This window comes from Candidatus Methylobacter oryzae (assembly GCF_003994235.2).
Classification (GTDB): Bacteria; Pseudomonadota; Gammaproteobacteria; order Methylococcales; family Methylomonadaceae; genus Methylobacter_A; species Methylobacter_A oryzae.
Genome location: NZ_RYFG02000099.1, coordinates 1 through 13,386 on the forward strand (window position 1 = coordinate 1; position 13,386 = coordinate 13,386).

15 protein-coding genes are annotated in these 13,386 nt (G+C 46.8%); 8 read left to right on the forward strand and 7 right to left on the reverse strand.

Annotated elements, in window-relative coordinates; translation table 11 throughout:
• Positions 1-330 precede the first annotated feature (330 nt).
• The 4 genes from EKO24_RS11945 (at position 331) to EKO24_RS11960 (ending at position 4,119) form a co-directional block, all read left to right on the forward strand.
• Positions 331-714, forward strand: coding sequence for a hypothetical protein (locus EKO24_RS11945; RefSeq protein ID WP_127029208.1), 384 nt, complete (start codon positions 331-333; stop codon positions 712-714).
• Positions 715-733: 19 nt separating this feature from the next.
• On the forward strand, positions 734-1,381 hold the full coding sequence (locus tag EKO24_RS11950; RefSeq protein WP_127029209.1) for a DUF2760 domain-containing protein: 648 nt from the start codon (positions 734-736) through the stop codon (positions 1,379-1,381).
• Positions 1,378-3,315: an Hsp70 family protein gene (locus EKO24_RS11955; RefSeq protein ID WP_127029210.1), complete on the forward strand. Its 1,938-nt coding sequence runs from the start codon at positions 1,378-1,380 to the stop codon at positions 3,313-3,315. Before EKO24_RS11950 ends, EKO24_RS11955 begins: the two co-directional genes overlap by 4 nt.
• Before the next feature lie 228 nt (positions 3,316-3,543).
• A complete protein-coding gene (locus EKO24_RS11960) occupies positions 3,544-4,119 on the forward strand; it encodes a UbiX family flavin prenyltransferase (protein WP_127029211.1) in 576 nt (191 codons plus the stop codon).
• A 68-nt stretch (positions 4,120-4,187) separates the two neighbouring features.
• Here EKO24_RS11960 and pqqE read toward each other — a convergent pair whose 3' ends face one another.
• The 6 genes from pqqE to pqqA all read right to left on the reverse strand — a co-directional run bounded on the left by pqqE (position 4,188) and on the right by pqqA (position 7,976).
• Positions 4,188-5,315, reverse strand: a complete 1,128-nt coding sequence (gene pqqE, locus EKO24_RS11965) for a pyrroloquinoline quinone biosynthesis protein PqqE (RefSeq protein WP_127029212.1) — start codon at positions 5,313-5,315, stop codon at positions 4,188-4,190.
• Positions 5,293-5,565 (reverse strand): pyrroloquinoline quinone biosynthesis peptide chaperone PqqD, encoded by a 273-nt coding sequence (pqqD, locus tag EKO24_RS11970; RefSeq protein WP_127029213.1) that lies wholly within the window; start codon positions 5,563-5,565, stop codon positions 5,293-5,295. The genes pqqE and pqqD overlap by 23 nt, the downstream gene beginning before the upstream one ends.
• Positions 5,566-5,647: 82 nt before the next feature.
• Positions 5,648-6,121, reverse strand: a complete 474-nt coding sequence (locus tag EKO24_RS11975) for a Uma2 family endonuclease (RefSeq protein WP_127029214.1) — start codon at positions 6,119-6,121, stop codon at positions 5,648-5,650.
• 20 nt (positions 6,122-6,141) lie between these two features.
• The gene (gene pqqC / locus EKO24_RS11980; RefSeq protein ID WP_127029215.1) at positions 6,142-6,870 is read right to left on the reverse strand and encodes a pyrroloquinoline-quinone synthase PqqC; all 729 of its coding nucleotides are present in this window, start codon (positions 6,868-6,870) and stop codon (positions 6,142-6,144) included.
• A gap of 12 nt (positions 6,871-6,882) precedes the next feature.
• Positions 6,883-7,794, reverse strand: coding sequence for a pyrroloquinoline quinone biosynthesis protein PqqB (gene pqqB / locus EKO24_RS11985; RefSeq protein ID WP_127029216.1), 912 nt, complete (start codon positions 7,792-7,794; stop codon positions 6,883-6,885).
• A gap of 107 nt (positions 7,795-7,901) precedes the next feature.
• Entirely contained in the window at positions 7,902-7,976 is a 75-nt protein-coding gene (pqqA, locus tag EKO24_RS11990; RefSeq protein WP_006892363.1) for a pyrroloquinoline quinone precursor peptide PqqA, read from the reverse strand.
• Positions 7,977-8,269: 293 nt separating this feature from the next.
• Between pqqA and EKO24_RS11995 the strand changes: the two genes are divergently transcribed.
• On the forward strand, positions 8,270-8,476 hold the full coding sequence (locus EKO24_RS11995) for a hypothetical protein (RefSeq protein ID WP_127029217.1): 207 nt from the start codon (positions 8,270-8,272) through the stop codon (positions 8,474-8,476).
• Between the two features lie 49 nt (positions 8,477-8,525).
• Here the strand turns inward: EKO24_RS11995 and EKO24_RS12000 are convergent, their stop codons facing one another.
• Positions 8,526-9,269 (reverse strand): HesA/MoeB/ThiF family protein, encoded by a 744-nt coding sequence (locus tag EKO24_RS12000; RefSeq protein WP_127029218.1) that lies wholly within the window; start codon positions 9,267-9,269, stop codon positions 8,526-8,528.
• Positions 9,270-9,408: 139 nt separating this feature from the next.
• Here EKO24_RS12000 and EKO24_RS12005 point away from each other — a divergent pair, with 139 nt between their 5' ends.
• The 3 genes from EKO24_RS12005 to EKO24_RS12015 all read left to right on the forward strand — a co-directional run bounded on the left by EKO24_RS12005 (position 9,409) and on the right by EKO24_RS12015 (position 13,353).
• A complete protein-coding gene (locus tag EKO24_RS12005) occupies positions 9,409-9,696 on the forward strand; it encodes a co-chaperone GroES (RefSeq protein WP_127029219.1) in 288 nt (95 codons plus the stop codon).
• A 50-nt stretch (positions 9,697-9,746) separates the two neighbouring features.
• Positions 9,747-11,399 carry a chaperonin GroEL gene (gene groL / locus EKO24_RS12010; RefSeq protein ID WP_127029220.1) on the forward strand — a complete coding sequence of 551 codons (1,653 nt, stop codon included), beginning with the start codon at positions 9,747-9,749 and terminating at the stop codon, positions 11,397-11,399.
• A gap of 247 nt (positions 11,400-11,646) precedes the next feature.
• Positions 11,647-13,353, forward strand: coding sequence for a GspE/PulE family protein (locus EKO24_RS12015; RefSeq protein WP_127029221.1), 1,707 nt, complete (start codon positions 11,647-11,649; stop codon positions 13,351-13,353).
• The last annotated feature ends 33 nt before the right edge of the window (positions 13,354-13,386 follow it).

Genomic DNA, 13,386 nt, shown 5'->3' on the forward strand with positions numbered 1-13,386 from the left:
ATAGTGTGGCCGTTTGCCATGCGAAAGTAGGGAATTGCCAAGCGCCTAAAACCAAAAACCCAAGCTTAATCGCTTGGGTTTTTTTTTGACTACTGTTTTTACGGTGCTCCCCCTGCTTCCGTGCTTACTTGACGTGTTTAGGGACCCAGTTATAAGACGGTGAAGAGTACGGTAATAGAAGCCCCCGCCCCTTGAAACTCAGAAAATTGGCCATATGTTAATAATAACGAAATTTATCAGCATAATCTCGTTAGAGAAATGTCATTTATTTTTGCTTAGTTCGCGTAAAATCAAGTATTCAGAGTTTTATTAACAATTTCGGAAAATACTATGAAGAAGATTCTTTTCTTAACTATTTTGTTGTCGGTAGTAACGGCTTTCGCTGATGATGCTAAAAATGAATGGCACAATACTACTCTCTCTGATGCGACAATTAAGAAAATTCAGGATGCTCAGTATCAATATAAAAAGTGTGTTGCAGGTGAAATGCAAAAGTCCACTTATCAGGATCAGGAGAGTCGTAAGGCGACTGAAGCCATCATGAAACAGTGTGAGTCAGTCTTATCCCAAATGCGTGAAATTTATCTGGCTGAAAAAGTGCCGGATATTATTGCCGACCGCCATTTAAAACAGATGCGTATGCAGACCACTCGTAATGTACTGCAAGGCATGATGTTTAGTGAAGCTGCGCGCAAATCCGGTCAACAACAATAATAACTAAAAGAGCCAAATAATGAATAATTATGCAATCGATTTAACTTTAAAGCCCACTACATTCGATTTGTGGCATGTTTGTCTGGCAGGTACCGTTGCCGTATTGGCATTAATTTTAATTGTGTTATTGCTGTCGATGGTAATAAGTCTGGCACGTAGCAAAAAGAAATCGGACATTCAGCCCGTTGTTCCCACACCTGAACCGATAGTAAAAGTTGTAGAGAAAATTGTCGAGGTTGAAAAACTTGTACATGCACCTGCTCCGGAGCCTGTTATCTTAAAAGAGGCAACCCCGGATGCCGCTTTACAATTGCTGGGTTTGTTGCAAAAAGAAGCACGCTTTATCGATTTTATTAAAGAGGATATTGCGGCCTACGGCGATGCCGACATAGGTGTTGCCGCCCGTGTCGTTCATGAAGGATGTAATAAAGCCATCAACGAGCACTTCACTTTGGCTGCCGTTCGTAGTGAACAGGAAGGTAGCAAAATTACTTTAACTCAGGGTTTTGATGCTGCGGCTGTACGGTTAACCGGTAATATTGTCGGTAACGCGCCTTTTACCGGAACCTTGGTGCATAAAGGCTGGCAAATTACCAATATCAGGCTGCCTAAACTGACAGCTGGGCATAACGCAGCTATTGTTGCTCCTGCTGAGGTTGAGTTATGAAGGATTTATTCAATCTCCAACCGAAAACCGTCCAAGAAAACAATGCTGCGATAGATCCGGAAGTTCAGTCTGACGAAAACTTTGCTGCTGAGCAAGCGCAAAATGGCACACGATTTTCAGTCGGTATCGATTTGGGTACGACTCACTGTGTTCTGTCTTATGCTGAGCTGGAGAATATCGACGATGATGAATTCTCTCCTCAAGTTATGGACATACCGCAGCTGACTTCTCCTGGTTTGGTTGAAGACAAACAACAGTTGCCGTCATTTCTATATCAGGCTCATGAAGTTGAGATTGCAGAAGGCTCTACTTCATTACCTTGGACATCAGACCCCGATTATCTGGTTGGTGAAATTGCCCGTAACTTAGGCAGTAAAACACCGATACGTTTGGTATCCAGTGCTAAGAGTTGGTTATGTCATGCGGGGGTTGATTGCAAAGCTCCCATTCTACCTGCCGAGGCGCCTGATGAAGTTGAGCGTGTCTCACCATTCCAGGCCACTACGGCTTACTTGCAACATATGCGCGATGCTTGGCAAAGTTTGCACCCAAACACGCCATTGGATCAACAGGATGTTGTTATTACCGTGCCGGCATCATTCGATCCTGCAGCACGGGAATTAACGGTTGAAGCGGCGCGTGCGGTGGGCTTGGGGCAAGCCATTTTGCTGGAAGAGCCGCAGGCGGCGTTATACAGCTGGATAGAGAAAAGCCATGGAGACTGGCGCAAACAAGCGGAAGTCGGCGATATTATCTTGGTAGTGGATATCGGCGGTGGTACTACTGACTTGTCATTAATAGCAGTTACGCAACAAGAAGGTAATCTCGAACTGACTCGTGTGGCGGTTGGCGATCATATTCTATTGGGCGGCGATAATATGGATTTGGCCTTGGCTTATACCGTAAAAGCCAAGCTGGAAAAGGATGGCAAACGATTAGAGGCTTGGCAGATTCAGGCTTTGACTCATAGCTGCCGCGATGCCAAAGAAAAAATCTTTAACGATGCCCAGATTGATAATATTCCGCTAGTGGTCGCAAGCAGAGGCTCATCTTTAATCGGCGGCACACTGCGTACTGAGTTAACCAGGGAAGAAGTCAACCGCGTATTGGTTGAAGGTTTCCTGCCTAGGGTCGCGGTCAGCGACAGGCCGATCAGCCGGCCTCGCACAGGTTTAAGGACGGCGGGTTTACCTTATGCCCAGGATGCAGCCATTACTCGTCATTTGGCAGCCTTTCTGTCTAAACAGCAAGGCGCTACAGACGAGCTTCAAGACATCAATCTACCGGAGCATGCAAGCTTCTTGCATCCCACTGCAGTGTTATTTAACGGCGGCGTGTTAAAAGCCGAGACGTTGGCCGAACGGTTAATGGAGGTGTTGAATTCATGGTTGACTGCAGAACAAGCGCCCGAAGCCAGATTATTGGCAGGAGCCGATCTTGATCTGGCGGTTGCCCGTGGTGCTGCTTACTATGGTTATGTTCGCAAAGGTAAAGGTGTTCGTATTAAAGGCGGTACGGCAGCCTCTTATTATGTCGGCATAGAAAGCGCGATGCCGGCAGTACCGGGCATGGCGCCTGAGATCCAGGCTTTATGTATTGCACCGTTCGGCATGGAAGAAGGTACCCAGCAGGAATTGCCGGATGATGAGTTCGGTTTGGTGATCGGAGAACCGGTACGGTTTCGCTTTTTTGCATCCCATACCCGGCGCGAAGATAGAGTTGGAATGCGCCTGGATTATTGGACTGATGAAGAGCTGGACGAGTTGGATGAAATCGAAATTACCTTACCGGAAGAAGGCCGCAGACCCGGCGAAGTTGTACCGGTGCATTTATGCGCAGCAGTAACCGAAGTCGGTACGCTGGAATTACAAGCTGTTTCCCAAAATGACAACGGTCGTTGGAAGATTGAGTTTGATGTCAGGGCAGGAGAGTAGTTCTGTTCCATCGGAGAAATAGCACACGGGTTTGTACTGATTTCAAAGCTTCAATGGCTTTCTTACTTATTGATGTTACGCAGCCATAACTACAAATCAATGACTTACGCACCCAAAAAAGCTTGTAAGTCACTGATAGTTGGTTAACCGTGCGTAACATCAGTTATTTATTGATTTGCTAATCTAATCCGCACTCGATTACAAAATCAGCCTCTTGTTCCACATAAAATGACTCAAAAAAAACGCTTAATCATAGCCATGACAGGCGCTACCGGCGCGGTTTATGGAGTAAGAATGCTGCAAGTTTTGCAGGCACAGCAGCAATGGGAAACGCATTTGGTTATTTCTTCTGCCGGTGTAGTGAACCTAAAGCATGAAATGGGCATGAAACGAGCCGAATTGGCCGAACTGGCCGACGTGACTCACGGAATCGATGATATTGCCGCAAGTATTTCCAGTGGCGGCTTTAAAACGGAAGGGATGATTATTGCGCCGTGTTCAATGAAAACCCTGTCAGCCGTCGCTCACGGCTTTGGCGACAACTTGATTTCACGTTCCGCCGATGTAGTGCTAAAAGAGCGCCGCCGATTGGTCATTATGCCCCGCGAGACGCCGTTAAACTTGGTGCATATTAGAAACATGGCAAGCGTCACCGAAATGGGCGGTATCATCTTTCCGCCGATGCCGGCTTTTTACAATAAATCAAACTCACTGGCGGCAATGGTTGATGAGACCGTCGGCCGTGTTTTGGATATGTTTGGGGTGAATGTCGAAGGTTTGTATACGCCTTGGGAAGGACTGTAGGGATAGATCATTTTTGTTCACCATGAAGGTATTAACGGTCTTCATGGTGAATTTCGTCAAGCGGTACTTTAAGACAGTAAGCGCGAATTTTTACTGTTGCGGAAAATTAACGGTTTTTCATTACCGGCTAAGGTGCTTGCTTTGGCTGAATCTATCGCTTCCTGAATAACATGATGATTAGGCGATTTGCTGCACACCGGGTCGGCGGCATACATGTCGCCAGCTAATAGATAAGCCTGACAACGGCAGCCGCCAAAATCTTTTTCTTTCTCATCGCAACTGCTGCACGGCTCTTTCATCCATTCGAAGCCGCGGAAAAAATTGAAGGTTTTAGATTCGTTCCAGATTTGTTCAATGCTGTAGTCTTTCACGTTGGGGCAGTCCATCCCCGGTAAGTCGCGTGCCGAATGGCAGGGCAGGGCCACGCCGTCCGGCGCAATGGTCAAGAATGTCGTTCCCCAGCCGTTCATGCAGGCTTTGGGACGGTCTTCATAGAAATCAGGCACCACATAATAGATTTTCATCTTTCCGGCGACTTTTTCTTTAAAAGCTTGGGCGATTTGCTCGGCTTGTTCGAATTGTTCTTTTGTTGGCAGCAATAAGTCGCGATTGGCATGCGCCCAACCGTAATATTGGGTGTTTGCTAGTTCCAGGTAGTCTGCTCCCAATTCTTCGGCCATTTCGAGGATTTGCGGCATTTGATGGATGTTTTCGCGGTGTATGACCACACATAAGACCATCGGGTAGCCGTGCTTTTTGACCAAGCGCGCGACTTCCTTTTTGTGTTTGAATGATTCGGTGCCGGCCAGATGATCGTTCAACTCTTGCGTGCTGGCTTGGATGCTGACCTGGATATGATCAAGCCCAGCCTCTTTAAGTTGGACGATTTTTTTTTCGGTCAGTCCATAGCCTGAAGTGATCAGGTTCGAATAATAGCCCAAGTCTCTGGCGTATTTGACGAGTTCGGGCAGGTCCTTGCGTGTTAACGGTTCGCCGCCGGAAAAGCCTAATTGTACTGCTCCCATAAGGCGGGCTTGGCTGAGCACGCGCTTCCAGTCTTCTGTGTCCAACTCGGATTGATATTTTGCATAATCGATCGGATTGGCGCAGTAAGGACACTGTAACGGGCAGGCGTAAGTCAGTTCCGCCAACAACCAGCGCGGCGGAGTGATTTTAATGTTGTTGGATCCAGCCATTTTTTAAAGCAACCTCTAGGAAAGCGGTAATGTCATTAACGAGACCGGTTGTTGCAAATTTTTGTTCCAGCTCGCTGACGATCTGGTCAAGCTTGCGGGTGCCGTCGCATAATTTCAGGATTTCCGCGGAACTTTGGTTAAGTTCCACCATGCCTTCAGGATAAAGAATAACGTTTTTTTGCTGGGCTTCTTCCCATTGCAGGCGATGCAGCGGGGAAAATTTAATGGTTTGGTCTGGGTTTATGGTCATGTTGAAATAAATATTTAAGTAGCAAAGCGGAGCAGCTGATGTTCACTGAGCTTACGGCGTTACCGTAGTGTGTCGCGGGGCTTTATTTTACTGGAATTGTCACATTAATGCCGTAGTTTGACAGTTCTATTTTTCCAGTCTTATCGTAATAATCTACAATGCCATTTTCCCATAAAATCCAGGTTTCTTCTGCACCCGCTTGCAAATAGAGCTGAGCTTTATTATTCATTTCTTCTTTTGAGTTGCAAGGCGAGACAATTTCAATGCAAATTTCAGGAGCGCGAGAATAAGGCGTTTCGTAACCGTATTGTTTAATAAATGCTTTGGAGCACCAAGCGACATCGGCAACTTTTACGCCTTCAGTGGTTTGAATGGAGCATTCGGTCAGCGCTTCGCCTTTTTTGAGTTTGCGTTCAAGCAAAGCGCTGATGTGTGATTGTAATCGACCATGTTTGTTGGAGGCAGGGGTCATTTCAATTTTGCCATAACGATTCAATTCTATTTTAAAAGGTAAGTTTTTAAAATACGGACTATCGATAATTTCTGCCCATTGCATGGCCTAACCTCCTGCTTGCTTTATGCCTTTATATTAAAATAAGGCGGCATCTCGTGAATATAAGCCATGTACATTGCATCCGCCATTGTCCAGAGCACGTCCAGCTTGAATTGCAGTATTTGAATCATGCGCTCTTGTTGCTCGCGGGTTTTATACCAGTCCAGCGTGATCGCCAGGCCGTGTTCGACATCGCGCCGCGCTTCGGTCAGGCGTTTGCGGAAATAGATATAACCTTCCTGTTCGACCCAGGGATAATGTTCCGGCCAGTTGTCCAGACGTTGCTGGTGAATTTTAGGCGCAAACAGCTCGGTTAACGATGAGCTTGCCGCTTCGTGCCATTCCGCTCTGCGGGCAAAATTAACATAGGCATCGACGGCAAAGCGCACGCCCGGCAGCACGAATTTTAACGAGGTAATGTCTTCGCGCGTCAAGCCAACTGCGATGCCCAATTGTATCCATGCCTCAATGCCGCCCGGATCGCCGGGATGTCCGTCGTGATCCATAATACGTTGTATCCATTTTGCGCGGGTTTCACGATCCGGGCAATTCGCCAGAATGTTGGCGTCTTTAATCGGAATGCAGACCTGATAATAAAAGCGGTTGGCGACCCAGCCCTGCAATTGCGCTTTGGTCAGTTTACCTTCGTTCATCAGGGTATGATAAGGGTGATGAATATGGTAGTGGCTTTCCATGCCGCGTAGTTGGGCTTCAAATTGTTCTCTGGTCCAAGGTTGATTATCGCTGCTCATGTTTGCATCCTTTTATAAGTCGATTTCCAAACCGTCGTAGGAAACTTCAATGCCGGCGGCATCCAGTATCTTACGCTGTTCGGAATCTTCGTCTAAGATCGGGTTGGTGTTGTTGATATGAATCAATATCTTGCGAGCTTTGGCAACGCCGTTCAATACTTCTATCATGCCGCCTTCGCCGGATTGAGGCAAGTGGCCGATTTCGCGGGCTTTTTTATGGCTGATATGTTGCGTGCACATTTCGTCATCGGTCCAGAAGGTACCGTCTACCATTATACAATCGACGGCTTGCATCGCAGCCATCACATGCGGTTCTATCTCGCCGAGGCCCGGAGAATAAAATACTTTTTTACCGGTAGAAATTTGTTCGATGATAACGCCGATATTATCGCCGTCATGCGGATCGTGCCGATGCGGAGAATAGGGCGGCGCTTTGCTTTTTAAGGCTTGAGTATAAAAGCGTAAGTCATCGATGCCGGGAATGGTAAAGCTGCTGCCGTCGTGGGGAATCGGGTGGTGATTAACGGTGCAATAATCCGCCAGCATATTAAATAGCGGGAAGCCGGTAGTCAGGTCTTGCTTGACCATTTCCGTGCAGTAAACGTCCAGCGGTTTTCCTTCCCTGAGCATCAATAATCCGGTGGTGTGATCGATCTGGCTGTCGATCAGCATGATGGCTTTAATGCCGGTATCGCGAACGCCTTCTTTGGGTTGGATTGCCGGAAACGCTTCCAGTTGTGCGCGAATGTCGGGAGAGGTGTTAAACAACAGCCAGTTTCTGTTGTCGGTGCTTACTGCAATAGAGGATTGGGTACGGGCTTTGCCGTTCATTTGATTGTGCCGCAAGCGGTGGCAATTATGGCAGTTGCAGTTCCATTGAGGAAAACCGCCGCCGGCACCGGAACCGAGAACTCTGATCTTCATAATTTATAAGGTAACCTAAAAGAGAATAAGGGCCGAATGATACGGGAATAAAATACATCAGGCAAAAAAAGGGGCTCATTAAGAGCCCCTTTTTGGGTCTAAACCGATTAACGGTTGTAGATGTACATTGTTACTTCGAAACCGAAACGCAGGTCAGTATAGCTTGGTGTTTCCCATTTCATCGTAAACCTCCAGAAGTGTTTAAATTATTATGCTAGCTTGATCAAGTAAGCTCGCTTGAAGTATACGATGAACTATTTCTTTACGCAACTTTTGGTGTCGGTCAAAGCGGACAGTATTCTGTTTTTATACTATTTTCCGGCAGGGTGGGTGTAGGAAAATAATGATAAGTAGTTAAATTAAAATATATTTGTATAGTCTATGAAAGATGTTTTTTGATCGAAAGCAGGAAGAGAGTATTATCTGGATTCACCTTAAAAACACTAAATATATTTAATAATAAAGAGGAGGGGTTATGGGTGGAGTTACAGAGTTGTTTATTGTTATGACGCTTATTGCAGCGTTTGCGTTCGCACCGTTGGGCTATTTCATTTACAGGTTTACCAAGGTTAGCGACAAGCCGCTTGGAGATATTGAACCGCATGGCGACAGTCCGTCAGTAGTGAACGAGTTTGCAGAAAAAGCGATTAAATTCGTTCAAGATAAGTTGGCTAAAAAATAAGAGCCGGCAAGCTTCCAGGCGGTGTAATTTGTCTGGAAGCTTTTCTCAATCAAACGTTGCATGTGGGACAGTTAGGATTTTTCCGCAGTTTCATTGTATTCCATTCCATCGTTAAACCATCCAGTAATAATAACCGTCCGGTTAAAGTTTCTCCGATATTCATTATCAGCTTCATCGCTTCCAATGCTTGGATACTGCCGACGACGCCGGTGACAGGCGCTATAACTCCGTTCGTCGCGCAGTTTTGCAACTCCTCGCCATCGCTGCTGTACAGACAGTTGTAGCACGGACTGTCATTTTGCCCCGGCGTAAATACAGTCACTTGCCCTTCAAAGCGAATCGCGGCTCCCGAAACCAGGGGCGTTTGCTGTTTGACGCAAGCGTTGTTAATCGCAAAGCGTGTTGAGAAATTATCGCTACAGTCCAGGACTACGTCCGCTTGAGATACCTCTAGTTCCAGCTGTTCGCCTTCCAGCCTTTGTTTGACAGCTCTTACTTGGATATCGGGATTTAACTGGTTAAGCGTTTGGCGGGTTGAAATTACCTTATCAGCCCCAATATCGGCAGTGTGATGAGCAATCTGTCTTTGTAAATTGGATAAATCCACGACGTCATTATCATAAATAACGATATTACCGACACCGGCCGCAGCAAGATATATCGCAGCAGGAGAGCCAAGTCCTCCTGCGCCTATAATCAGCACATTAGCGGCAAGAAGCTTTTGTTGGCCCTCAATATCAACCTGAGGGAGCATGATTTGACGGCTATAGCGTAGTAGTTGGTTGTCGTTCATAAGTTATGTTAATGCTGTATTGTGAAGCAAGATAATGCCAAAGAACTTGACACTCTGCAAAAGCTCATTATCATTAGCACTCATTACTAGCGAGTGCTAATAACAATTTTACCCTTTAATTAAATGTTAGGAGATATTGATGAAAATACGTCCGTTACACGACAGAGTTATAGTCAAACGCGTCGAAGAAGAAACAACAACCCCTGGTGGCATCGTATTGCCCGGTTCTGCAACCGAGAAACCAAGCCAAGGCGTTATCTTGGCGGTAGGTAACGGTAAGTTGCTGGACAACGGCACAGTGCGCGCGCTGGACGTTAAGGTTGGTGACAAAGTGCTGTTTGGCAAATACGCCGGTAACGAAGTTAAAGTTGATGGTGAAGAACTCATCGTTATGCGTGAAGAAGACATCATGGGCGTTTTAGGTTAATCCTGAATACGTTAATCAAATTCACATATAAAATATTTTAAGGAATAAAAATGGCAGCAAAAGACGTATTATTTGGTGATGACGCTCGTGTCCGTATGGCGCGTGGCGTAAATGTGTTAGCAAACGCGGTAAAGGTGACTTTAGGTCCTAAAGGCCGTAATGCGATTCTGGACAAAAGTTTCGGCGCTCCAACCATCACTAAAGACGGTGTATCGGTTGCAAAAGAAATCGAATTGAAAGACAAATTCGAAAACATGGGCGCGCAAATGGTTAAAGAAGTGGCTTCGCACACTTCCGATGTCGCCGGTGACGGTACTACAACTGCAACCGTATTGGCGCAATCTATCGTCAATGAAGGCTTGAAAGCCGTCGCAGCGGGCATGAACCCAATGGATTTAAAACGCGGCATCGATTTAGCCGTGTCTAAAGCGGTTGATGCGATCGTAGCTTCCGCTACGCCTTGCATCGACAACAAAGCGATTGCTCAAGTAGGCACCATCTCTGCAAACTCTGACGATTCAGTCGGTAAAATTATTGCCGAAGCAATGGAAAAAGTCGGTAAAGAAGGCGTCATCACCGTTGAAGAAGGTTCAGGCTTGGAAAACCAGTTAGACGTTGTTGAAGGTATGCAATTCGACCGCGGTTACTTGTCGCCTTACTTCATCAACAAACAAGAAAACATGAGCGTCGAATTAGACGACCCAATGATTCTTATCTACGACAAGAAAATCTCCAATATTCGCGACATGCTTCCTGTATTGGAAGGCGTTGCCAAATCCGGCCGTCCGTTGTTGATCATTGCTGAAGATGTAGAAGGCGAAGCGTTGGCAACTCTGGTTGTTAACACTATTCGCGGCATCGTTAAAGTGGCAGCTGTTAAAGCGCCTGGTTTCGGCGACCGTCGTAAAGCTATGTTGGAAGACATCGCGGTACTGACAGGCGGCGTGGTTATTTCTGAAGAAGTTGGTTTGAGCTTGGAAAAAGCAGAATTATCGCAACTGGGTACAGCTAAAAAAGTTCAAATCAGCAAAGAAAACACCACCATTATTGATGGTGCAGGTTCCGAAGAACAAATCAAAGCGCGTGTTGCGCAAATCCGCACACAAGCCGACGAAGCGACTTCCGACTACGATAAAGAAAAACTGCAAGAGCGTTTGGCTAAATTAGCCGGCGGTGTTGCTGTGATTAAAGTCGGTGCAGCAACCGAAATCGAAATGAAAGAAAAGAAAGCCCGCGTTGAAGACGCACTGCACTCAACACGCGCTGCGGTTGAAGAAGGCGTTGTTGCCGGCGGCGGTTCTGCATTGGTTCGCGCTTTGTCAGCTTTGGATAAACTGGAAGGTGCAAATCACGACCAAACAGTCGGTATCAACATCCTGCGCCGTGCAATGGAAGAGCCTTTACGTCAAATCGTTGCCAATGCCGGCGAAGAGCCTTCAGTGGTATTCAACGAAGTGAAAAAAGGCACCGGTAACTTCGGTTACAACGCGGCAACCGGCCAATACGGCGACATGATCGAAATGGGTATTTTGGATCCTGCCAAAGTAACGCGTACAGCACTGCAAAACGCAGCGTCTGTTGCCGGCTTGATGCTGACTACCGAAGTGATGATTGCCGATGCGCCTAGCGAAGACAAAGGCGGTCATGCCGGCCACGATATGGGCGGCATGGGCGGAATGGGTGGTATGGGCGGCATGATGTAATCTTGCCGTCTTAAAGCCCCGTTGCTTTAAGCTGAATAAAAGCCCCGGTTGTTCTTGAAACAACCGGGGCTTTTTATTGCATCAAAAATAATATCTGCTTTTGTGCTTCGACCAGAAAATTATTCTGGCTGTGCTAAATTTGAACGGCTAATGACTGTAAAAAACAGTTGCCTGGGCGGCACTGGAACCGCTGTCGAATGGCACTCATTAGATTCAGCAACAATCTCTATAACTAACCAACTATCCCATGGATATAACTAAAAAAATTCGCATTGGCGAGTTGCTGGTACAAAACCGGATTATCACTCAAGAACAACTCATATCGGCGTTGGCCGAACAAAAGAAAACCGGGTGCCAACTAGGCAGGGCTCTGATTAATTTAAATTTTATCAAGGAAGTAGAGCTGCTAAATTTTCTTTCACGGCAATTAAATATCCCGTTCCTGGATATTGCCCAATATCCTCGTAACCCTGAAATTATTAAATTATTGCCTGAATCGGCGGCCCGGCGTTTTAGTGTTTTGTTGTTGGAAAATAATGAATTCGATGTTCTGCTGGCAATGGCCGATCCAACCGACTTAATAGGCCTGGATGAGTTAAGCCGTATTTTAAAAAAAACGATTCGCCCCGCCGTTGTTCGAGAGGGCGATTTATTAATGGCGATAGACCAATCTTATCGCCGTACCGATGAAATCAATAATCTGGCTGAGCAGTTGCGTAGCGATATGTCGGAAGACGACAATCTCGACCTCAACGCAATGCTGGCCTCGGCTGAAGCAGCCGATGCGCCTGTTGTAAAACTACTGAGATCGGTATTCGAAGATGCCGTGCAGGTGCGCGTTTCCGACATTCATATAGAGCCGCAAGAAAATAAACTGTATATCCGTTTTCGTATCGATGGCGTTTTGCATCAACAAACTGAAGCCGACTTAAAAATTGCGGCCGCGTTGGTGTTGCGGCTTAAATTGATGTCCGGCCTGGACATTGGCGAGAAACGCTTGCCGCAAGACGGCCGTTTTCAAATTAAAGTGCGCCGGCAGTCAATCGATGTGCGTTTATCCACGATGCCAACCATTTACGGCGAATCTGTGGTCATGCGTTTATTAATGCAAAATGCCCAGGGCTTTGCGTTGGAAAAATTGGGTATGGCGCCTGAGATGCTGGTTCGCTTTCGTAAATTGCTGCATCGGCCCGACGGCATCATATTGGTTACCGGCCCAACGGGTAGCGGTAAAACCACCACGCTTTATGCTGCCCTTAGCGAGCTTAACTCTTCCGCCAACAAAATTATCACGGTCGAAGATCCGGTTGAATACCGCTTGCCCGGAATTAACCAAGTACAAGTCAACGAAAAGATCGAACTCGATTTTGCGCGAGTCTTGCGCTCGGCTTTGCGTCAAGACCCGGACATCGTGCTGATAGGCGAAATGCGCGATCACGAAACCGCCCAGATTGGTCTGCGTGCCGCGATGACAGGTCATTTAGTGTTATCGACATTGCATACGAACGACGCGATCAGCTCGCCGATTCGCCTGATGGATATGGGCGTTCCTCCGTATATGATTGCCATGTCCTTGTTGGCCGTCATTGCGCAACGATTGGTGCGGGTTGTCTGCGAGAGTTGCATGCAGCCGTATACGCCGGAACCTTTCGAACAAGCGTGGCTCAAACTTGAATTAAATGATACTTTGCAGCAGCATAGTTTTGTTCAGGGTAAAGGTTGTAGTCATTGTAACGGCACCGGCTATCAAGGCCGGATAGGGGTTTATGAGTTATTGGAAATGAATTCCGAACTGGCCGATGCCGCCAATCAACGCGATACGAGTGTGTTTATCAGACGGGCTCGCCAACAGTTGGCAGGTAAAACCTTGCGCAGCAGTGCGTCGGCAATGGCTGCTGCCGGGCGAACTACGGTCTCGGAAGCCATGCGTATTACCAATCAGTTTGAAGATTAGCCGGCTATCCACCTGATCGATTATTAACAACAA